The organism is Nocardia sp. NPDC102475 (assembly GCF_055584605.1).
In genome coordinates this window covers 124,180-143,528 of sequence record NZ_JBVJLS010000016.1, presented here as the reverse complement: position 1 = coordinate 143,528, position 19,349 = coordinate 124,180, and the positions used below count along the sequence as shown (strand labels likewise).

Genomic DNA, 19,349 nt, shown 5'->3' with positions numbered 1-19,349 from the left:
TCGATTCCGTTGTCCCGGTTCAGCTTCAAGCCGACACTAAAGTGTCCTGAATTGTACTGAGGGCCGAGTTGAGGTCAACCCGACCGCGCCGGGTCGGCTATCGAATCACCTTGGCGTCCAACGGGTTCGGCGTGGCAATTCGTTCGACCATGCGCTGCCAACCATGAGCCAATTGCTGTCGCGCGTCAGCGGTATCCGCTGCGGTCGTGGTGTGCAGGTAGAGCAGGACGGGGGCTTCCAGGGCCGCGGTCAGCTGGACGGCGAGGGTGTCGGTGTCGGGGAAGTCGACGTGCGCCCGGTTCAGCAGCATGCGGATGTGAAATTGGGAGATGGTGGCCGCACCGACGGGGATCGGCTGGTTGGTGTCCAGGGCTGCGCGGGCGATCGCGATGTGGTCGAACAGGAAATCCAGGCGAGCTCGGCCGAAGGCGATCAAGCGCTGGATCGGGTCGGCGCCGGGGCCAAGTGGTGGTGGGCCCGACAGTACCGACTGCTGGAAGGCTTTTTCGTCCTCGTCCATCAGAGCGTGGAAGATGCCCGCCCTGGTCCGGAATCGGCGGAACACCGTGCCCTTGCCGAGTCCGGCACGTTCGGCCAGTCCATCCATGGTGACCTTTTCGACGCCGAGTTCGTCGACCAGCTGCCGCGCCACATCCAGCAGATGCCGTCGATTACGTGCGGCATCGCCGCGCTCGTTACGCGGCAGGCCAAGGTGTAGCGCGGTCGGTTCCACGAGTTCCAAGTTACCGCCGGGAATGAAAGCGGGGTAAAGTCCGCTTTCGATTCTGTTCGTGTTTGCCCGCTCACCGCCCTCCGGTCGAGCGATTGACTAGGAGTTCTCGATGAACGTCTTCCTCTGGATCCTCCAGGGCCTGTTGGCCGTGGTCTTGGTGGCGGCCGGTGCCACGAAAATCGCCCAGCCGCGCGAAAAACTCGCCGCCAAAATGTCCTGGGTCGAAAGCTTCACCGACCAGCAGGTGAAGGCGATAGGCGCGGTCGAGGTGGTGGGCGGACTCGGCCTCGTGCTGCCCGCGCTCACCGGAATCGTCCCGGCACTCACCCCGATCGCCGCGGTCGGCGTCGCGATCATCATGATCGGCGCCGCCCTGACGCACGCGCGCCGCAGCGAATGGGCCGAAATCGCGCCCAGCGTGGTGCTGTTCGTACTTGCCGCCGTGATCGCGTGGGGCCGGTTCGGCCCCTACTCGTTCTGACGCCATCAGCTGATCACGGGCGGAGCACGAACTTCTGCACCTTGCCCGCGGCCGTTCGAGGCAGTTCGTCGACGATGACGAGCCGCTCGGGCGCCTTCTGCCGTGCCAAACCGGCTCGGGCGAAGTGCTTTCCGATCTCGTCGAGATCCAGCGCGCAGTCCGCGCGCAGCACGACCACGGGACAGACGCGCTCGATCTCCGAAATCAGCGTCCGGATCTCGCTGGTTGTCACCGGGATTCCCGGGGTAGTCCCAGCCCCCGCTCCGCGACCTGTGTCCGCAGGATCTCGTTCGCACCACCGGCGATCGTGTAGGCACGCGAATACAGGTGCGCGTCCTGCCACCAGCCCGCCGCCACCGCATCCTGGTCGGCCTCGGTCAGCAGCCCGTCCGTGCCCTGCATTCGCATTCCGAATTCGACCAGGTCGTAGTTGAGTTCGCTGAAGAAGATCTTCCCGATCGGTGCATCGGCGGGCTGTTCGGTGTGGTGCAGCATCCGGGACTGGGCGAGGCCGACCATTGCCGCGTTGACATACACCCGCGTGGCGAGCTCACCGATTACTTGCCGCGTGGCGGAATCCTCGAGTGCGAGCCTGCCGCCGACCGATGTCGCACCGGCCAGCCGCAACAGATCGTCGAGCGCGGCGAACAACTCCACCCCGCGCGCGGCCACGCCGGAGCGCTCGTGTCCGAGGCTGCTCATCGCCACCCGCCAGCCGTCGTTCACACGACCGATCACATTCGCGACCGGAATCCGGACACCGTCGAGGAATACCTCGTTGAAGTCGGTGGTCCCGGTGATCTCACGCAGCGGCCTGATGTCGACGCCCGGACTGCGCATATCGAGCGCAAATGCCGTGATGCCCTTGTGTTTCGGCGCATCGCGGTCGGTGCGCGCGAGCAGATATCCCATATCGGCGTGCTGCCCGTTGGTGGTCCAGACCTTCTGGCCGTCGATTACGAATACCGCGTCATCGCCTTCGCCCTCGAGTCGTGCCCGTGTCTGCAGTGCCGCCAAGTCGCTGCCCGCACCCGGCTCGCTGAACAGCTGACACCACACGTCTTCGCAGGTGCGGATGCGGGGCAGGAAGCGCGCCCGCTGCTCGTCGGTGCCGAAGTCGATCACCGCGGCCGAGGCGAGCGCGGCCGCACCGATGGGCTGCCAGGTGCGGACGCGGGTGATCTCTTCGACGACGATGAACGGTTCGAGCGGATGCGCGTCGGGCCGACCACCGTATTCGGCGGGCCAGTTGATGCCGAGGAAGCCCGCGTCGAACAGCTTCGCGGTCCACTCGCGGATCGCGGGCATGAGTTCGGGCTCGGGCGCGCGCACACCGGTGTGGGTCTTGATTCCCGGCGCGTGCTCGGCGACGAATGCCCGCACCTTCTTCCGGAACGCTTCGAGTTCCGGCGTGGACTCCAGCTGCATCGCTATCTACTCCTCATCGTCGGGCACCACGACCTCGCGATGGGGCCACTCTAACCCACTGATCAACCAAGGATTCGCACAATTCTCCGGGATACATCTTGATCGAGCACCCAAAAGAGTATACTCCTTTTTAACGAAAGGATCCGCGATGAGTACGACCCTCAAGGCCGAGCAGGTATCGGCGGGACGCCCACTCACCGGCCGCCGCGCCGTGGTGACCGGTGCGGCCACCGGAGTCGGCGCCGCGGCCGTTGCCGCATTCCTGGACGCCGGCGCCAGCGTCGTCGGCCTCTTCCACCACATGCCGCCGCCGGACGAGCTGAAGGGGCGCTGCGACTGGTTGTCCTGCGATGCACGCGACCGCGCTTCCGTGGCCGCCACCTTCGAATCGGCAACCGCGATCCTCGGCGGACTCGACATCCTGCTGAACGCGGCGGGTGTCTGGCAGCCGAGCACCCCGGAGACGCTCACCGACGACGAGTTCGATTTCGTCCTCGATGCCAATCTCCGGACCACGATCGTCACCAACCAGGCGGCGTTCGAGCATATGCGCGACACCGGCGGACGAATCATCAATCTCGGTTCGGGCGAGGCGATTCGCGGAAATCCGCTCGCGCCGCACTACGCGGCCGCGAAGGCCGGTGTGCAGGCGTGGACCAGGTCCGCGGCGGCGGCGTGGGGAAGGTTCGACGTCACGGTGAACGCACTCGCACCAGCGGTCGAGACACCCGGCACCGAACGGTTTCGGGAGCATCTCGGCCCCGCGGGTTCGGCCGCGCTCGCCGAACGCCTACGGCAGACCATCCCGCTGCGTGGCGAACTCGGTGATCCGTACGCGGACCTCGGGCCCGTCATGGTATTTCTGGCCGGTCCGGGATCGCGCTATATGACCGGCCAGTTGATCGCGGTCAGCGGAGGATTGCAGATGCTGGGCGCTTGACGCCCGGTGAGTGAGTGACAAACAGTGGCCCTAATCCCGTCACTCACCACTTTCCCCAGCACGTCGCACACTCTTTTGGCCAACCGGCCAGTAGACTGAGGATCCGCAAAGTCCGCATTGAGGAGTTGGCCCATAGTGACTGCCGTCGACGTCGAGCCCGCCGACAGCGAGCAGGACTCCGATTTCACCACCGTCGAGACCGAGGCACCGGTCGGCAAGCTCGCGGCCCAGATCGCCCGTCGTATCGAGGCGGATGTGATGCGCCGCGGCTGGCCGGTCGGCGAGTCCCTGGGATCCGAGGTGGATCTGCGCGAGCGCTTCGGGGTCAGCCGCGCGGTGCTGCGCGAGGCGGTGCGGCTGGTCGAACATCACCAGGTCGCCAAGATGCGGCGCGGCCCCAATGGCGGTCTCTTCGTCTGCGCTCCTGATGCGGGCCCGGCGACGCGCGCCATGGTGATCTACCTCGAGTACGTCGGCACCAGCGTGTCGGACCTGCTGCAGGCCCGGTTATTGCTCGAGCCGATCGCGGCGGGGCTGGCCGCGGAGCGGATCACCGAAGAGGGTATCGATACCCTGCGCACGGCCCTCGAATACGAGGTCCGCCACGCGGACGAACCCGGGGTTCAGTCACAGGATCCGCTGCACCCGATGCTCGGCGAATTATCCGGGAATCCGGTGCTGCACTTGTTCATCGACGTGCTGACCCGACTCACCGCACGATATGCGAACACCTCGCGCCGACTCTCGAAGGCCGAGATTCTCAGCTCCAAGGAGACCTCGCGCATCGCGCATCGGGCCATCATCGATGCCGTCATCGATGGCGACGGCGCGCGGGCCCAGACGGATCTGACCGCACATCTGGAGTCAGTGGCGGCATGGATCGAAAAGCACCGGGTGCGTCGCGGGCCGCGGGTCGCGGGCAATGTGATCGAGCCCGAAATGGTCGAGGGGCCGCGGGCAAAGCTGGCCGAGGTGGTCGCCGCCAGGATCCACGACGATATCGCCGCGCGCGGCTGGCAGGTCGGCATGGTGCTCGGCTCGGAGACCGATATGCTCGCTCGCTACGGGATCAGCCGGGCGGTGCTGCGCGAGGCCGTCCGTCTGCTCGAATACCACGCGGTCGCCCAGATGCGCCGCGGACCGGGCGGTGGACTGGTCGTCACCGAACCCGAACCGCAGGCCAGTATCGACACGATGGCGCTGTTCCTCGAATACGAGGGCGTCACCGCCGACGATCTGCGAATCGTCCGCAATGCCATCGAACTCGGCATCGTCGCCCGGGTGACCGCTCGCTACGCCGACGGCGACAACGAAGTGGCGCAACGCCTCGCGGCGGCGGTCCGGTGGCCGACCGAGGGTCCGGCCGACGACCCACGTAAGGCCGACCTCTTCCACACCGAATTGGCCGATTTGGCCGGCAATCCGGTGCTTTCGCTGTTCCTGTCGATCATCACCGAACTGTTCCGTCGCCACGCGGCCGGACACGATCAGCCGCTGCCCGGTGACACCGCCGCCGAGGAGGTCGAGCACGTGCACCAGCTCATCCTCGACGCGATCGTCCAGGGCGATGCCGGAATCGCCAGGCACCGCATGCGCCGCCACCTCGACGCACTCGCCCCTTGGTGGCACTGAACCCGCCAGCCGGACCGAATTACGCAGCGCCACTGAAGTTCGACGACCGGGACGCCGACCGCTGGCGTTGTCCGCGTCCCGGCCGCCGGGTCCGGATCAACCGCTGACGCTGAACCGGGCCAGTTCGTGAGCCACCATGCCGTCCAGATCCGGGGCGGGTGGTGCGGGCAGTTCGACGGCGCGGTCCCGCGTCGGCAACAGCACGACGGCGGTGCCGGGTGTGGTGATCTCACCCCGCTGGTTCTCGCACCGCACCTCGAGGTGAATCTCGTTGCGTCCGTCCACCTGTCGCTTGTCGACGACCGTGCCGCGCACCCAAGTGGTGTCGCCGATGTAATTGAATTTGCGGTGCTCGCAGCGCAGCTTCCACAGCCAGCCGTCGTCGCCGACCCAGTCGGTGAGCAGATGGCACAGCCAGGTCTCGCGCATGCCGCCGTAGTCGTAGGAGTTGGGCAGCCCGAGTTCCTGTGCCCGCGCGGGTTCCCAGTGCAGGCGCTGCACGGTATCCGGAATGTTCAACCCGTTGGCCGGATACAGGCCCGGAGCCTTGCGCCGGATATTCGCGGCGATCTTGAATGCGCCCGGCGGGGTGAGCTGCATACCCCAGCCCAGATGCCAGACGACCACGTCGGTGGTGGTCAGCGGCCCCTTCACCTTGGGCTGCAGCACCTCGCCGACCACCACGTCCTCCCAGTAGCGCGGTTCGGCGCCGCGCCTGGTCTCGGCCGCGTACGCCGCGTCGATTTCGGCGAGTTGTGCTGGCGTATAAGGGGTTTGCTCCAGTTTCTCTTTGGCCCGCTTACTCGAGGTGTGCCGCTCGGCATTGATCCAGGTGCCGCGCCGCACGGCGTGCATCTCACCGGATCCGTTGGTGTACAGGTAATCCTGGGTGACGTGCGCTGTGCGGCCGCCGAAGCTGCTGCGCTTGGGCTGCACGCCGACCTGAGTCTGCAGCACCCGGCTGCGGTCACCCAGGCGCAGCGGCTGCCACCACTCGAATTCCATTACCGCCTGATAGGAGCCGAGCCCGGCGAAGGGGTCACCCTTCAGCAGTGCCTTGGTTTCGGCGTCGGGCTTCGGTGCGGCGTCCTCGCCCATCGTGTAGAGGAAGGTGGGCGGCGCGAGCAGGGCACCCCAGCGGGTCTGCGCCGCGTAGTCCGGATCGCAGTACAGCGGATTGTCGTCGCCGTAGCCGAATGCGAAGTGGCGCACGCCATCCCAGGTCACCTGGTAGTTGTGCGGCGGATTGCGCTGCGGATTCGGTATGCCGAGACGGCGGCGGGACCGCTCGATCGCCTGGTCGGTGAGCACGCCGAACTGTTCGGCGGGCTTGTCCTCGGTGCTCGTCACAGATCCTCCTCGATCTTCGCGGTCAGGCCGTCGTGCGTTCGGCGAGCCGGGCTCGCACGATATCCAGTAGCTCCACGCGGCTCACCTTGCTCGACGGTGTGCGCGGCAATTCGTCGAGCACGACGATGTGCGCGGGCACTTCGTAGGGCATCAGCTGAGTACGGCAGAGCGCGACCAGTTCGGCAACGGCGGGCGGCGTGCGTCCGGGTTCGACTTCGACCGCCGCCACCGGCACCGCGCCGAGTCGCGGATCGGGCAGACCGGCGACCGCCGCCTCCCGCACCGCGTCGTGCGCTTCGAGCACGCGCTGAACCGTCTCCGGCTGCACCTTGAAGCCGCCGCGAATGATGGCGTCATCGGCGCGACCCTCGATCCACAGGAAGCCGTCCGCATCGATCCGGGCCAGATCACTGGTGCGTACCCACACCGTGCCGCCCTGCGCGGTCTGCTCGGTGCGGACCTCGAGCCGTCCGGTTTTCCCAGTGGGCAGTTCGGCGCCGTTCTCGTCGGTCACCCGGAGCTCGACGCCGTCCAAGGCGCGCCCGGTACTGCCGATCTTGCGATCCCACCACTGCTCGTGCATCGGCAGCGTCCACCCGGCGACCGCACCGGCGAATTCCGTTGCGCCATAGGTCATCAGGACGCGCAGACCGTACTTCTGAAAGAACGCGTCGGCGAGTTCGGGCGGGCACGGCGCGGTACCGGAGGTGACCACCTGCAGGCTCGCCAACCGCTCCTTCGGCACATCCGCCTCCAGCACGGTGCGCAGGGCCGCGGGCACCAAGCTCACCGCTCGCAGTTCGTGGCGTTCCACCGCGCGCAGCCACGGCTCCAGGGCGAATTTGGACATCAGGATCATGCGACGCCCGGTGGCCAGACAGGCAAGTGCCCGCCACAGTCCGCCGATATGCACCAGCGGCGCGGAAACGAGTGCCGCCGACCGCGTCAGCAACCGTCCCGGCTTCGGCGTCTGCCCGCCCGAGACAAGGGCGTGGTCGAGCTGTCCGACCCGCAGGTTCACCCGCTTCGGCGGACCGGTCGTGCCGGAGGTGAGCATTTCGACGGCAACACCCGGATTGGCCGGGGCATCGGAGGCGGCGGTACCGCCCGCCGGACGCAGTGCACCGTCGGTACCGAGTTCGAGGGCGAGACCGTGCGCGGTCGCCGCGGCGAGGACGCCCGCACGGGCCAGCGCCTCCGCACCGGCGATTACGATCGGAAGCTCGCAGCGGGCGATATCGGCCGCGAGCCGGGCGGCGGGCTGTAGCGGGCTGAGCATCACCACACAGCGCCCGGAGGCGATCACGGCGGCGACCACCGCGACGTGTTCGGGCCGGTTCTCCAGCACCACGCCCACCCGCGCGTCGGCATGCAGACCCGCGGCATCGAGCGCACCGTTCACCGCCCGCGCCGTCTCCTGGACCATGCCCCAGGTCCACCAGCGCTCCTCGTGCTCGATGGCCTCGGCATCGGCGGGCGCCTCGGCGAGCAACAGGGACAGTCGGTCGCGAATTCCCATGTGATCAGCCTTTCGGAAGGCCGAGCACCTGCTCGGCGAGAACGTTGGTCATGGTGTTCGACTCCGTGCGATAACGCCGCACCGGGTGCGTTGCTCGGACCACTCCGGGTGCGCGGAGATCGAGTCCACGAGCTCACCGTCGAGATAAGAGTACACTGATTTATTGAATCGAACAGACAACTGAGGAGCCTGATAGATCACATCCGCGGCGTGAACGTGCAGATGTCTGCTACAGGATCCCCCCTCTGCCACACGATTCGAGCATCGTCCATTCAATAGTGACGCGAGTGGCGAACTGATGCGATGCGCCAAAGCACTATCGCTCAGCGAGCTATTTCAGGGTACCGATATGACAGGCTACCTATCGATGCGCCGATGTCTACCTGCGAGTCGCTACGAGAAGACCTGGCGCAGTGCGTATTCCGGGCCGGGCGAACGCCGTCGACGTCCCCGGCCCGGGCCGCTCAGATTCCGACGAGGTCGGCCAGCCGCGCGCGATGCGAAGCGGGGCCGCCGAACAGCTGCTCGGACGACTTCGCGCGCTTCAGATACAGGTGCGCGTCATGCTCCCAGGTGTATCCGATGCCGCCATGGATCTGGATGTTCTCCTTGGCCGCATGGGTGCCGACCTGCGAGCAGTACGCCGCCGCCAATGCCGCGGCCGTCGGCAGCTCGGTCGAACCGGCGGCCGCCACGGTCGCGGCATGATAGGCGGCCGAGCGTGCGGCCTCGACCTCGAGCAGCATGTCCGCGCACTTGTGTTTGACGGCCTGGAACGAGCCGATCGGCCGATCGAATTGAACCCGGATCTTGGCGTATTCGACCGCGGCGTCCAGACATGCCTGCGCCACACCGACCTGCTCGGCGGCCAGCGCGACGACCGCCAGATCGAGCACGCCCTGCAGGTACGCCGACGCATCAGTGGGCGGGCTGATCCGTTGCGCCACAACGTCGTTCAGTTCGATCCTGGCCAGCCGACGGGTCGGATCGAGCGTCTCCAACCGAATTCTGCTCACCCCGGCCGCAGTTCCGTCCACGGCGAACAGTCCGACTCCGGCCTCGCCGCCTGCCACGACGAGCAGCAGGTCGGCGGTGTCACCGTCGATGACGAACATTTTGGTGCCGGACAGGGTCCAGGTCTCGCCTACCCGCGTCGCTACGGTGGTGACGTCCGCGAGCCGCCACGAGCCGCTCTCCTCGGCCAGCGCCAGTGTCGCGGTGAGCGACCCGTCGGCGAGCGCGGGCAGCCAGCGCGCCTTGGCCGCCTCGTCACCGCAAGTGGCGAGCGCCTGACCGGCGAGTGCGACCGTCGCGAAATACGGCGACGGCAGCAGCGCTCGCCCCATCTCCTCGAGCACGATGCCCAGTTCGACCGGTCCGCCGCCAGAACCGCCGTACTCCTCCGGCAGTGCCAGGCCGTGCAGGCCGAGTTGCTCGGCCATCTGCTTCCATACCGCTGGATCGTGGCCCGGTTCGGTTTCCATCCAGTGCCGCACCGCCGCACTCGGCGATTTGTCCGACAGGAATCGGCGCACGGTAGCGCGGAGTTCTTCCTGCTCCGCCGTGAAAGAGAAAGCCATCACTGCAGCTTCGAGCGCAGGTAGACGTCGAAATCCGGCATCCGCGACCGGTCCACGATCTCGAGCCGGACACCCGAGGGCGACAGGTGGTAGGCGAAGATCGACGGCTCGCCGTCGACCACCGCGCAGGACTCCAGGGCGAAACCCGCCGCCGCCAACCGCTTCGAGGTGGTCACGACGTCATCGCAGAAGTAGCCGAGATGATGCGTCGCGACATGCGGCGGCGCCGCCGTCCACGGCGTCCCGGGGATCTCCTGCACCAGTTCGATGTGTGGGGCGTCGAGCGAATACGTGAAGGTCAGCTGCATTACCCGTTCGCCGTCAGCCAGCCGGACCGGCACTTCGGCGGTTTGCGTCGCGGTCCACCGGTAACCCGCGAGCTCGGTCATCCGCACTTTCCATTCCTCGATATCCGGCACCACGATCCCGGTGTGGTAGAGATCCTCAACCCGAAGTATTTGTGTCACAGGGGAATTCGTCATGGCGGTCACCATTCCAATCGCAGCGACTGGATGCCGTACATATTGCCGTGCTGCGACAGCTCCTGTCCGTCCACGATCCGATACTCCGGAATCCGCTTGTGCCACTCCTCGACCGCGACATTCAGCTCCAGGCGCGCCAAATGCGAGCCGAGGCAACGGTGTGGGCCGGAGCCGAAGGCTATGTGGTTGGTCGCGGTGCGGTGCAGGTCCACTTCCAGCGGATTCTCGAACCGTTCGGGATCGCGATTGGTGACCGCCAGCGGCAGCATCACCATCTCGCCCGCCTTGACCGGGCAGCCGCCGATCTCGGTGTCCTGCATCGCTTTCCGCGCGGGCACCACGAACGAGTAGACGCGCAGGATCTCCTCGACGCTCGTCGCGATCAGCGACGGGTCGGCGATGATCGCTTCGCGCTGCTCCGGATGGGTGGCGAAGTGATAGAGGGCCCAGCCGATGGAGATCGGGACCGTATCGAAGCCCGCCTGGAACAGCAGAATGCAGAATGCGTGCATATCCGCATCGCTGATCGGCTCACCATCGATCTCGTAATCCAGTGCACGCGAGAGCAGATCGTCGCGCGGGGCCTCGCGCCGCAGTGCGATCTGCTCGTCGAAGTAGTCCGATACGGCCCGCATCGCGGCGAGCTGTCGGGTTCCCTCCGGATCCTCGTCGTAGGGCAGGTGCAGCATGTCGTGCACCCAGTCCAGGAAGATGGGCAGATCCGCCTCGGGCAGGCCGACCAGCCGCATGAAGATGATGGTCGGGAACCGGCGGGCGAATTCGTCAAGGACATCGGCACTGCCGCTGTCCTTCAGCTGATCGATCAGCTCGATCGCGACCTGCCGGACCTCCTCCTCGCGAGCGGCGATGGTCTTCGGGGAGAAGTCGTTGCCGAGCAGTCGCCGCCATTTCGTGTGCACGGGCGGATCGAGCATCTCCGGAATCCACAGGAAACGGGGATTCGGCTCGAGCGCGGTCACCGAGGTGTTCGAGAAGGTTCGCCAGTCCTGCAGCGCCTCCTGCACCGCCCGGCCGTCCGTGACGACCCAGTACCCGCGCGCGATGGTGCTGCGGAATCCGGAATGGGTGCGCGCGATTTCATCCCATCGCAGCTGATGACTCAGGACCGGACCGCCGAGCCGGTTGTCGAAGTGATACGCGGGGACACCCTCGTAGGTCCCCTCGGGCTCGAGCGCAATGCTCATCGCTGATCCTCTCTGGAAGGCCGCCGCGCCGGGCGCTGTATTCGCGTCTCCGCGGGCCGGTGGGCGTTGCGGCCGCACCCGTGCCGCGTCGCAGCCTCGTAGTACGTCATGCGCATGCCATGACCTGGCATGCCTCGACTCGTCGTGCTGGTCCAATATACCGGCCAGCCCATATTTCGTAACCTCTTTTGCCCTCGCGTCGACGGTTCGTGCTCGTCGCCCTCTGGAACAACTTCCCAATTAGCAGCCTATTTGATGGCAGATGCCAGTTGCGGCGTTATCCCGTGGGATGGACGTTCAGCTTGCGAAGAGGACACTTTCCTTCCGCACTCCCGGCCGATGCGGAAGCGATCAGGTGGCCGCGCCGTCGATCTTGAGCGCGATCAACTCCTCCTCGGTGAGGCCGATCTCGAGCAGGACCTCGTCGGTGTGTTCGGCGAATTGCGGTGCCCGCGTGAGAGTTACCGGCGTCTCGTCGAACTGGACCGGATTGGCGACCAGTTCACGGTCGACGCCGTCGGCATCGACGACCGAGGCGATCAGATCGTTGGCCCGCAGCGACGGATCCTGACCGACCTCCCACGCGTTCTGCACCGCCGCCCACTGCCCCTCGCCGCCGCCGAGGATCTCGACCCACTCGGCGAACGGACGCGCCGCGATGATCTCGGCGACGAGCTCGGCGGCCTGCGCCGCATTGGCCATCAGCTTCTCGGTGTTGTCGAAGCGTTCGTCGTCGGCCAATTCCTCGCGACCGGCCAACCTGCAGAACTCGGGCCAGTAGCGGCCGGGCTGCAGCATCGACAATTCGAGCCACCGCTGGTCCGAGGTGCGGTACGCCCCGATGAGCGGATTCGTGGCCGAACCGTGCCGCGGCGGCGGATTCACCGGCAGCGGACCACCGTTCATCAATGCCAGATTGACCGTGAACTGCGTGGCCCAGGCGCCGACGCCGAGCAGCGAGACGTCCACCACCGACGGCTCCCCCGTCATCTTGCGCGAGTAGAGCGCAGCCGCGATACCACCGGCAATGGTCATGCCACCGATCGAATCGCCGTAGGCGCCCGCGGGCATCCGGGTCATCCGGTCGGCGCCGGGCGGGGTCACTCCGGCCGCGCTGCCGCCGCGCGCCCAGAATGCCGTGCTGTCGTAGCCGCCCTTGGTCGCCTCCGCGCCGCGCACGCCGAAGCCGCTGCCCCGCACGTAGATGATGTCCGGATTGATCGCGCGCACGTCCTCGAGGTCGATCCGCAGTTTCGCCCGCGCCTCCGGCAGGAAGTTCGTGAGGAATACGTCGCTGCTGCGGATCAACTCCTCCAACACCCGGCGCGCGGACGGCTTCTCCAGTGCGAGACCGACACTGCGTTTGCCTCGGTTCGGTCCCTCCATGATCGGGAAGAACGACGACCCGGCACTGTTCGCCTCATAACCGAGCACCCGGACCAGTCCGCGCTGGGCATCACCCCGTTCCGCGTGCTCGATCTTGATCACATCGGCGCCCCAGTCCGCGAGCACCGCACCCGCCGCCGGGACGAAGGTGAATTGCGCGACCTCGAGTATGCGCACGCCCTGCATCGGTTTGTGCATCGAACCAGCTCCTCTTAGCGTCGGTATTTGAAGAAGAGTATCCGCTATTCAACGGACACCACAAGGTTGTGCAGGGTCAGACCGCATCGGTCGTCCCTGGTTTCGGTGGCACGATCCAGGCCACGAGATGCTCGACATCCGCGGCCGTCGGCACCTGTTCGGCCCACAGGAACTGCTCCATCACGGCGAAGATCGCACAGGCGGCAACCAAGGCGTCACGGCCCGGATCCGGGCTGCCAGCCGCACCGAGCGGCACCGCGAGCAGCTCGGCGATCTGACGGCGCAGCTCGACACCGCCGAAGGCCGACCGGCCGTCGCGGGAGGTATTCCGCAGCACCGCGCGGGTCGTCGCGGCCACCTCGGGATCGGCCGCCTGCTTGAAAACCACCTGAACACAGGCCCTGACCTGGTCGATCGGGTCGGTGTGCCGGGCGCAGCGGCGACGGATATGACCGAGCAACCGCCTAGCCCCGTCGTCGGCGATCGCGGCCATGAGATCGTCCTTGCTCCGGAATGCCCGGTAGAAGGCGTCGTTGGAAACCCTTGCCCGGCGGACGATCTCGACGATTCTCGGATTCCCGTCCGGATCGGCCCGCATCAGCTCCATGCCCGCGTCGAGCAGGCGGCGTACTTCATCCCGCGCAATCGCGTACCGATCCCCCGTACGCCGCCGCACCGCGCGGGCCACCAGGGATTCGCCACCGACCGGGTCGTCCTCGACGTGTGGACTCGTCATGTAAAAGAGTGTACTGTTCGGATACCGATTCACCAGAATCAATTTCTTGCACGGTGGTATGGCGTTCTGTCGAACGGAGTGGGCATGGCCGAGGGGTCGCAGGCGGTAGGACCGAAGGTCGGAATTGCCGATCCCGCCGATATCACGCGTCGCGCGGCCGCGGCGATCGGCCGTCCACTGCACGACCTGACGCAGCTGACCGGCGGCACCTCGAGCCTCACCTATTCGGCCGTCACCGACGAACGAGTTCGCGTCGTGGTCAAGGTCGCTCCGCCGGGTCTCGAACCGGTCCGCAACCGGGATGTGCTGCGCCAAGCCCGCGCACTCACCACACTCACCGAGGTGCCCGATGTGGCCGTGCCCAAGGTGCTCGGTACCGACGTCGGCGCACCGCCGGAGATCCCGCCGCTGTTCGTCATGTCCTTCGCGGACGGCGAAGGTTACGAACCCCGCCATATCGCGCTCGAACGTCGTCCCGCTCCGAACGAGGTGCGCGCACGGTCCGCGGCGGCCGCCCGCATGCTGGCGGCCCTGCACACCGTCGGTCCCGCCGAATTGGGCATCGACGAACCCGCGGTCACCCTCGGCGCCGAGGTCGAGCGGTGGCAGCGGGCCTTCGCCACCTGTGCCCTCGAACCGGACGCCGAGCTCGACGAACTCGAGTGCCGGACGCTGCTCACCACGGCGATCCCGAAGCCGCTGCCGCCCGCGCTCCTGCACGGCGACTGGCGGCTGGGCAATATGCAGTGCGTCGGAACCGAGATCAGGGCGGTGATCGACTGGGAGATCTGGTCGGTCGGCGATCCGCGCCTGGACCTGGCGTGGTTGCGACTGATGTCCGATCCCGCCCATCCGACGGCCGCCGCGCCCGCCGCCCCGACGCTCGAACCCGACGAACTGCTCGCCGTGTACGAGACCGCGAGCGGCGCGCCGGTCGCGGATCTCGGATGGTTCGACGCCCTGGTCCGCTACAAGCAGGCCGCCGCATCCGCGCTGCTGGTCAAGAACGCCGAGCGCCGCGGCCAGGTCACCGAGCGGGTGGAACGGATGCGCCACGGCATCCCGTCTTTGCTCATGGCCGCCCGCACCTACGTCACCCACTGATCCCTTTCGGAGGACCGATGCTGGATTTCACGATCGAACCCGAGTTCCAGGCCAAGCTGGACTGGGCCGCGGAGTTCGTGCGCAAGGAGGTCGAGCCGCTCGACCTGCTGTTCCCGCACGGCGGCGACCCGTACGACACCGGTAACGAGAAGGCCCGCGCGATCCTGCGGCCGTTGCAGGAGCAGGTCCGGGCGCAGGGCCTGTGGGCCTGTCACCTCGGCCCCGAATTGGGCGGGCCGGGCTACGGCCAGGTCAAGCTCGCCTACCTCAACGAGATCCTCGGCCGGTCCTATTGGGCGCCAACGGTTTTCGGCACCGCCGCACCGGACACCGGTAATGCCGAGATCCTGGCCATGTTCGGCACCGAGGAGCAGAAGGCCCGATACCTGCAGCCGCTGCTCGACGGCGAGATCGTCTCCACCTTCTCGATGACCGAACCGCAGGCGGGCGCCGACCCGAAGGAGTTCGTCTGCCGCGCCTGGCGCGACGGGGACGAATGGGTGATCGACGGCGAGAAGTGGTTCTCCTCCAACGCCCGGTACGCGTCATTCCTCATCGTCATGGCCGTCACCGATCCGGACGCGCCCCCGCACGCCCGCATGTCGATGCTGATCGTGCCCGCCGAGACGCCGGGCATCGAGATCAAGCGCAATGTCGGCACCATGGACGAACGCGACTCCCTCGACGAGGGCATCCACGGCTACATCCGCTACCACCAGGTCCGGGTCCCGCTCGACGCCATGCTCGGCGCACCCGGTGAGGGTTTCAAGGTCGCCCAGGCCCGCCTCGGCGGCGGCCGCGTCCACCACGCCATGCGCACCGTGGGCAAATGCACCCGCGCCTTCGACATGATGTGCGAGCGCGCGATCTCCCGCCGCACCCAGGGCACCCTGCTCGCCGATAAGCAAGCCGTCCAGCAGTTCATCGCGGACTCCTGGATCGAATTGCAGCAGTACCGATTGCTGGTGCTGAACACCGCTTGGATCATCGACACCCAGCCGCACGGCGCCGCCCGCACGCAGATCGCGATGTGCAAGGTCGCCATGGCCAAGGTGCTGCACGACATCATCCAGCGCGCGCTGCACCTGCACGGCTCGCTCGGCACCACCAATGAACTGCCGCTGGCGAAGTGGTGGATGGCCGCCCCGAACCTCGCCCTGGCCGATGGTCCGACCGAGGTGCACCGCACCACGGTCGCGAAGCAGATGTTGAAGAAATACCGGCCCGCCGAGGGGCTGTTCCCCAGCGAGCACATTCCGCCGAAGCTGGAGGATGCGCGAAAGCGCTACGCGCACATCATCAATGACGACAGCCTCAGCGGCGGGGTGAACGCATGACGGCGCAGCTTTTCGATCTGACCGGCAAGGTCGCGCTGGTCACCGGTGGCAGCCGGGGCCTCGGCCTGGAAATGGTGCGCGCCTTCGCCGCCGCGGGCGCGGACGTGGTGATCACGAGCCGCAAACTCGACGCCTGCGAGGTGGCCGCCAAGGAGGTTCGCGAACTGGGCCGGCGTGCACTGCCGTTCGCCGCGCACGTCGGGCACTGGGACGACCTCGGCCGGCTCACCGACGCGGCCTACGAGGAGTTCGGCAAGGTCGACATCCTGGTCAACAATGCGGGTATGTCGCCGCTGGCGCCGTCTTCGGAGGAGACCAGCGAAGAGCTGTTCGACAAGGTGATCGGGGTCAATTTCAAGGGCCCGTTCCGGCTCGCGTCGCTGATCGGGCGGCGCATGGCCGATGGCGACGGCGGCTCCATCATCAATATCTCGTCCTCGGGGGCGCTGCTGCCGCAACCGCGATTCGGCCCTTACGCCGGAGCCAAGGCCGCCCTGAATGTGCTGACCACCGTCTTCGCTCAGGAGTACGGGCCGAAGGTGCGGGTCAACACCATCTCGGCGGGGCCGTTCCTCACCGATATCTCCAAGGCCTGGGCGGAGGAGAAGCGACACATCACCCGCAGTGCGCTCGGCAGGCCGGGTAAGCCGGAGGAGATCATCAGCACCGCGCTGTACCTCGCCAGCGACGCCTCCAGCTACACCACCGACGCACTGATCCGGGTGGACGGCGGGTTGTACTGAGGGCCCGGCCCGATTACCGGACAGCGCAATTGGCATTCTCAGTGGAGAATAATGTCGATCTTGGATCGAAAGGTGATCTCATGCCATTGACCGAAATAGATGCGCACACCGCGCTGGTCGCCGTCGACCTGCAGGATGCGGTGGTAGCGCTGCCGACCGTGCACTCCGCGAAGTCGATTGTCGAGCAGTCGATCCGGCTGGCCGACGCGTTCCGGAAACGCAATCTCCCGGTCGTGATCGTGACGGCGGCCGGTGTCGCGCCCGGCCGCACCGAGGCGAGCCGTGCTCGCGCGGCGGGCGGACAGTCCAGCTCGGCGGCCGCGAGTTCGGCGGCCGAGGCCGTCGCGCTGCTGTCCGAGTTGGGGCCGCGGCCAGGTGACCACACCGTGGTCAAACGAGTCTGGGGCGCGTTCCACGATCCCACGCTCGCGGGGTGGCTGCGCGAGCGCGAGGTCACTCAGGTCGTCGTGACCGGGATCGCCACCAGCATGGGCGTCGAATCGACCGCGCGCGGTGCGCACGAATACGGTTTCAACGTCACCATCGCCACCGATGCGGTGACCGATCTGGATCAGGAAGATCACGACTACGCGCTGCGCAAGGTGTTCCCCAAAATCGCGGAAACCGGTACCACCGACGAGATACTCGCCCTATTGGACAGATCGACGATCGACGCATGAACGTCGCCGAAAATATGGAGAGCAACGGCAAATCCGTCAACCGCCAAGGCCTTCCGCTCGGCTACGACACCGCGCCGATCGTATGGGGCGAACCGGGTACCAACGGCCAACACGCCTTTTATCAACTCCTGCACCAGGGCACGACGACCGTGCCCGCGGACTTCATCGGAGTACTGCGCCCGCGACACGATCTGACCGAGCACCACGACCTGCTCATGGCCAACCTGTTCGCACAGACCGAAGCACTGGCCTTCGGTAGCGTCGATGACGCCGGTCCACTGCGGGGCCATCGCGACCTCCCGGGAAACCGGCCGAGCAACACCCTCTGCTGCGCCACCTGACGCCGTACACGCTCGGCCAGCTCATCGCCGTCTACGAGCACAAGATCTTCACCCAGGGCTGGATCTGGGGCATCAATTCCTTCGACCAATGGGGCGTCGAACTCGGAAAGGTCCTCGCCACAAAGATTTACGCCGAGCTCACCACGGATCAGTCGAGTGCACACGACAGCTCGACAGCGGCGCTCGTCAATCGATACCGGCACGCCCGAAAGTAACCGACGGATCCGCCGCGATGCCGCTCGACATCGATGTGCCGATCGTAGATTGCCGCGCTATCAGGCGGCTCACTCGCCGAGCACAGTCGAAAGGCGGCACGACACGCCCCGCGGCACCGCCATATGACTGCGCTCGACGGATCTCGGTTACCTCGGAAGCTAGCTGGACGGGGCACTGGATCGGTATCGGCCCAGCAGTTCCATCGCCTCGTCGAGCAGCAGCGGTAGGGCGGGCAGCATGCGTTGATGCATGTCTTTCCACTGGCCGGACTTGCGGCCGCGTTTGATCAGCAAGGCGGTCGCGGCGGACTCTTTGTATTTGGTCAGCGCCTCGAACCAGGGCAGGTCGAGCAGTGCGGCGCCGCGCGCCTCCTGGTAAGCGTCGACCAGTTCCGCCTTGCCCGGCATGCCGGTCGGTTCATCGGATACCGATGCCGGATGCGCGGCGTCATCGGTGAAGAAGGTCAGCCAGCTGACATCGATCCGGGGGTCGCCGAGGGACCAGATTTCCCAGTCGATGATCGAGGTGATGTGGTCTGCTTCGCACAGTGTGTTGCCGAGCCGGTAGTCGCCGTGGGTGAAGACCGGTGTCATGGCGGCGGGCACGGTGGCGTGCAGGCGGTCCGCGACCGCCTCGTAGCCGGTGCGCAGATCGTCCGATACGGTGGTGAAAGCCCTTGTCCAGCGGTCGATCTCAGCGCCGAGGGAAACCACCGGCTCGGTCGCGAGCGCCGTGTGCTCGGGTTTCACTCGATGTAGATCGGCGAGCATCCTGGCCGCGTCGAAGGCTCGGGTCCGAACCTGGTCGGCGGGCACGGTGCCGCGCGGCACGAGCACCGGTTCGACGCAGGTGCCGGGCACCAGGTCCATGGCGACGAACGGCGGGACCGTCGGCGGTGCGCCCGCATCGTGGAACAGGACCTTCGGCACCCGCACCCCGGGGCGATCCGCCAGTGCTTCCATGATTCGAGCCTGGCGCAGGACATCCCGGTTGCGGACCGGCGCCAGACCGGGAGGCGCCACCTTCAGCACGACGCACTCGTATCCGGCTGGGGCATTCGACAATTCGGCCACGTAGGTCAGGCTCGACGTCCCGCCGGTGAGTGGCTCGACGCCCACAACCGTGGCGCCGGGCGTCCAGTCACGGACCGCGATCGCGGTGCGCGTGGTCAGGTCCCGCACCAACTCCGAACTATTCGCGATAGTGCTCATGCTCACTCACCCTTGTCATTTCGTCGGTCCGATCGGCGGACCGTCTG

18 protein-coding genes and 1 pseudogene are annotated in these 19,349 nt (G+C 66.8%); 8 read left to right on the top strand and 11 right to left on the bottom strand.

Annotated elements, in window-relative coordinates:
• Positions 1 to 97: 97 nt before the first annotated feature.
• Positions 98 to 733, bottom strand: a complete 636-nt coding sequence (locus tag ACZ60G_RS27470; RefSeq protein ID WP_465813566.1) for a TetR/AcrR family transcriptional regulator — start codon at positions 731 to 733, stop codon at positions 98 to 100.
• 109 nt (positions 734 to 842) lie between these two features.
• On the opposite strand from ACZ60G_RS27470, the gene ACZ60G_RS27465 reads away from it, so the two are divergent.
• A complete protein-coding gene (locus tag ACZ60G_RS27465; protein ID WP_465813565.1) occupies positions 843 to 1,214 on the top strand; it encodes a DoxX family protein in 372 nt (123 codons plus the stop codon).
• A gap of 13 nt (positions 1,215 to 1,227) precedes the next feature.
• Here the strand turns inward: ACZ60G_RS27465 and ACZ60G_RS27460 are convergent, their stop codons facing one another.
• Together ACZ60G_RS27460 and ACZ60G_RS27455 are read right to left on the bottom strand one after the other, a co-directional pair.
• Positions 1,228 to 1,446, bottom strand: a complete 219-nt coding sequence (locus ACZ60G_RS27460; protein ID WP_465813564.1) for a hypothetical protein — start codon at positions 1,444 to 1,446, stop codon at positions 1,228 to 1,230.
• Entirely contained in the window at positions 1,443 to 2,642 is a 1,200-nt protein-coding gene (locus ACZ60G_RS27455) for an acyl-CoA dehydrogenase family protein (RefSeq protein ID WP_465813563.1), read from the bottom strand. The genes ACZ60G_RS27460 and ACZ60G_RS27455 overlap by 4 nt, the downstream gene beginning before the upstream one ends.
• 148 nt (positions 2,643 to 2,790) lie before the next feature.
• Here ACZ60G_RS27455 and ACZ60G_RS27450 point away from each other — a divergent pair, with 148 nt between their 5' ends.
• Together ACZ60G_RS27450 and ACZ60G_RS27445 are read left to right on the top strand one after the other, a co-directional pair.
• Positions 2,791 to 3,582 carry an SDR family NAD(P)-dependent oxidoreductase gene (locus tag ACZ60G_RS27450; protein WP_465813562.1) on the top strand — a complete coding sequence of 264 codons (792 nt, stop codon included), beginning with the start codon at positions 2,791 to 2,793 and terminating at the stop codon, positions 3,580 to 3,582.
• Between the two features lie 231 nt (positions 3,583 to 3,813).
• Complete coding sequence (locus ACZ60G_RS27445) at positions 3,814 to 5,214, top strand: FadR/GntR family transcriptional regulator (RefSeq protein WP_465813646.1); 1,401 nt, start codon at positions 3,814 to 3,816, stop codon at positions 5,212 to 5,214.
• Between the two features lie 96 nt (positions 5,215 to 5,310).
• Here the strand turns inward: ACZ60G_RS27445 and ACZ60G_RS27440 are convergent, their stop codons facing one another.
• The 7 genes from ACZ60G_RS27440 to ACZ60G_RS27410 form a co-directional block, all read right to left on the bottom strand.
• Entirely contained in the window at positions 5,311 to 6,564 is a 1,254-nt protein-coding gene (locus ACZ60G_RS27440; protein WP_465813561.1) for an FAS1-like dehydratase domain-containing protein, read from the bottom strand.
• Between the two features lie 22 nt (positions 6,565 to 6,586).
• Positions 6,587 to 8,083, bottom strand: a complete 1,497-nt coding sequence (locus tag ACZ60G_RS27435; protein WP_465813560.1) for a class I adenylate-forming enzyme family protein — start codon at positions 8,081 to 8,083, stop codon at positions 6,587 to 6,589.
• A gap of 464 nt (positions 8,084 to 8,547) precedes the next feature.
• Complete coding sequence (locus ACZ60G_RS27430; protein WP_465813559.1) at positions 8,548 to 9,663, bottom strand: acyl-CoA dehydrogenase family protein; 1,116 nt, start codon at positions 9,661 to 9,663, stop codon at positions 8,548 to 8,550.
• Positions 9,663 to 10,145: a VOC family protein gene (locus ACZ60G_RS27425; protein ID WP_465813558.1), complete on the bottom strand. Its 483-nt coding sequence runs from the start codon at positions 10,143 to 10,145 to the stop codon at positions 9,663 to 9,665. Before ACZ60G_RS27425 ends, ACZ60G_RS27430 begins: the two co-directional genes overlap by 1 nt.
• Before the next feature lie 5 nt (positions 10,146 to 10,150).
• The gene (locus ACZ60G_RS27420) at positions 10,151 to 11,350 is read right to left on the bottom strand and encodes a cytochrome P450 (RefSeq protein WP_465813557.1); all 1,200 of its coding nucleotides are present in this window, start codon (positions 11,348 to 11,350) and stop codon (positions 10,151 to 10,153) included.
• Positions 11,351 to 11,701: 351 nt separating this feature from the next.
• Positions 11,702 to 12,934: a CaiB/BaiF CoA transferase family protein gene (locus ACZ60G_RS27415; RefSeq protein WP_465813556.1), complete on the bottom strand. Its 1,233-nt coding sequence runs from the start codon at positions 12,932 to 12,934 to the stop codon at positions 11,702 to 11,704.
• Between the two features lie 76 nt (positions 12,935 to 13,010).
• Entirely contained in the window at positions 13,011 to 13,670 is a 660-nt protein-coding gene (locus tag ACZ60G_RS27410; RefSeq protein ID WP_465813555.1) for a TetR/AcrR family transcriptional regulator, read from the bottom strand.
• An 84-nt stretch (positions 13,671 to 13,754) separates the two neighbouring features.
• Between ACZ60G_RS27410 and ACZ60G_RS27405 the strand changes: the two genes are divergently transcribed.
• From ACZ60G_RS27405 to pgi, 5 genes and pseudogenes are all read left to right on the top strand, one after another.
• The gene (locus tag ACZ60G_RS27405; RefSeq protein WP_465813554.1) at positions 13,755 to 14,774 is read left to right on the top strand and encodes a phosphotransferase family protein; all 1,020 of its coding nucleotides are present in this window, start codon (positions 13,755 to 13,757) and stop codon (positions 14,772 to 14,774) included.
• A 17-nt stretch (positions 14,775 to 14,791) separates the two neighbouring features.
• On the top strand, positions 14,792 to 16,111 hold the full coding sequence (locus ACZ60G_RS27400) for an acyl-CoA dehydrogenase family protein (RefSeq protein WP_433526171.1): 1,320 nt from the start codon (positions 14,792 to 14,794) through the stop codon (positions 16,109 to 16,111).
• Positions 16,108 to 16,854 carry an SDR family NAD(P)-dependent oxidoreductase gene (locus ACZ60G_RS27395; protein ID WP_063039187.1) on the top strand — a complete coding sequence of 249 codons (747 nt, stop codon included), beginning with the start codon at positions 16,108 to 16,110 and terminating at the stop codon, positions 16,852 to 16,854. Before ACZ60G_RS27400 ends, ACZ60G_RS27395 begins: the two co-directional genes overlap by 4 nt.
• A gap of 80 nt (positions 16,855 to 16,934) precedes the next feature.
• Complete coding sequence (locus ACZ60G_RS27390) at positions 16,935 to 17,534, top strand: cysteine hydrolase family protein (protein ID WP_465813553.1); 600 nt, start codon at positions 16,935 to 16,937, stop codon at positions 17,532 to 17,534.
• Positions 17,535 to 17,548: 14 nt separating this feature from the next.
• Positions 17,549 to 18,090 (top strand): annotated as a pseudogene (gene pgi / locus ACZ60G_RS27385) (glucose-6-phosphate isomerase); the annotation flags it as partial.
• Positions 18,091 to 18,249: 159 nt separating this feature from the next.
• Here pgi and ACZ60G_RS27380 read toward each other — a convergent pair.
• Positions 18,250 to 19,302 carry a phosphotransferase family protein gene (locus ACZ60G_RS27380; RefSeq protein ID WP_465813552.1) on the bottom strand — a complete coding sequence of 351 codons (1,053 nt, stop codon included), beginning with the start codon at positions 19,300 to 19,302 and terminating at the stop codon, positions 18,250 to 18,252.
• Between the last annotated feature and the right edge of the window lie 47 nt (positions 19,303 to 19,349).

Bases quoted from the DNA above. Each gene is read 5' to 3' on its own strand.
- ACZ60G_RS27465 (WP_465813565.1), top strand. From the start codon at position 843: ATGAACGTCTTCCTCTGGATCCTCCAGGGCCTGTTGGCCGTGGTCTTG.
- ACZ60G_RS27455 (WP_465813563.1), bottom strand. From the start codon at position 2,642: ATGCAGCTGGAGTCCACGCCGGAACTCGAAGCGTTCCGGAAGAAGGTG.
- ACZ60G_RS27450 (WP_465813562.1), top strand. From the start codon at position 2,791: ATGAGTACGACCCTCAAGGCCGAGCAGGTATCGGCGGGACGCCCACTC.
- ACZ60G_RS27435 (WP_465813560.1), bottom strand. From the start codon at position 8,083: ATGGGAATTCGCGACCGACTGTCCCTGTTGCTCGCCGAGGCGCCCGCC.
- ACZ60G_RS27430 (WP_465813559.1), bottom strand. From the start codon at position 9,663: ATGGCTTTCTCTTTCACGGCGGAGCAGGAAGAACTCCGCGCTACCGTG.
- ACZ60G_RS27425 (WP_465813558.1), bottom strand. From the start codon at position 10,145: ATGACGAATTCCCCTGTGACACAAATACTTCGGGTTGAGGATCTCTAC.
- ACZ60G_RS27420 (WP_465813557.1), bottom strand. From the start codon at position 11,350: ATGAGCATTGCGCTCGAGCCCGAGGGGACCTACGAGGGTGTCCCCGCG.
- ACZ60G_RS27415 (WP_465813556.1), bottom strand. From the start codon at position 12,934: ATGCACAAACCGATGCAGGGCGTGCGCATACTCGAGGTCGCGCAATTC.
- ACZ60G_RS27410 (WP_465813555.1), bottom strand. From the start codon at position 13,670: ATGACGAGTCCACACGTCGAGGACGACCCGGTCGGTGGCGAATCCCTG.
- ACZ60G_RS27405 (WP_465813554.1), top strand. From the start codon at position 13,755: ATGGCCGAGGGGTCGCAGGCGGTAGGACCGAAGGTCGGAATTGCCGAT.
- ACZ60G_RS27400 (WP_433526171.1), top strand. From the start codon at position 14,792: ATGCTGGATTTCACGATCGAACCCGAGTTCCAGGCCAAGCTGGACTGG.
- ACZ60G_RS27395 (WP_063039187.1), top strand. From the start codon at position 16,108: ATGACGGCGCAGCTTTTCGATCTGACCGGCAAGGTCGCGCTGGTCACC.
- ACZ60G_RS27390 (WP_465813553.1), top strand. From the start codon at position 16,935: ATGCCATTGACCGAAATAGATGCGCACACCGCGCTGGTCGCCGTCGAC.
- ACZ60G_RS27380 (WP_465813552.1), bottom strand. From the start codon at position 19,302: ATGAGCACTATCGCGAATAGTTCGGAGTTGGTGCGGGACCTGACCACG.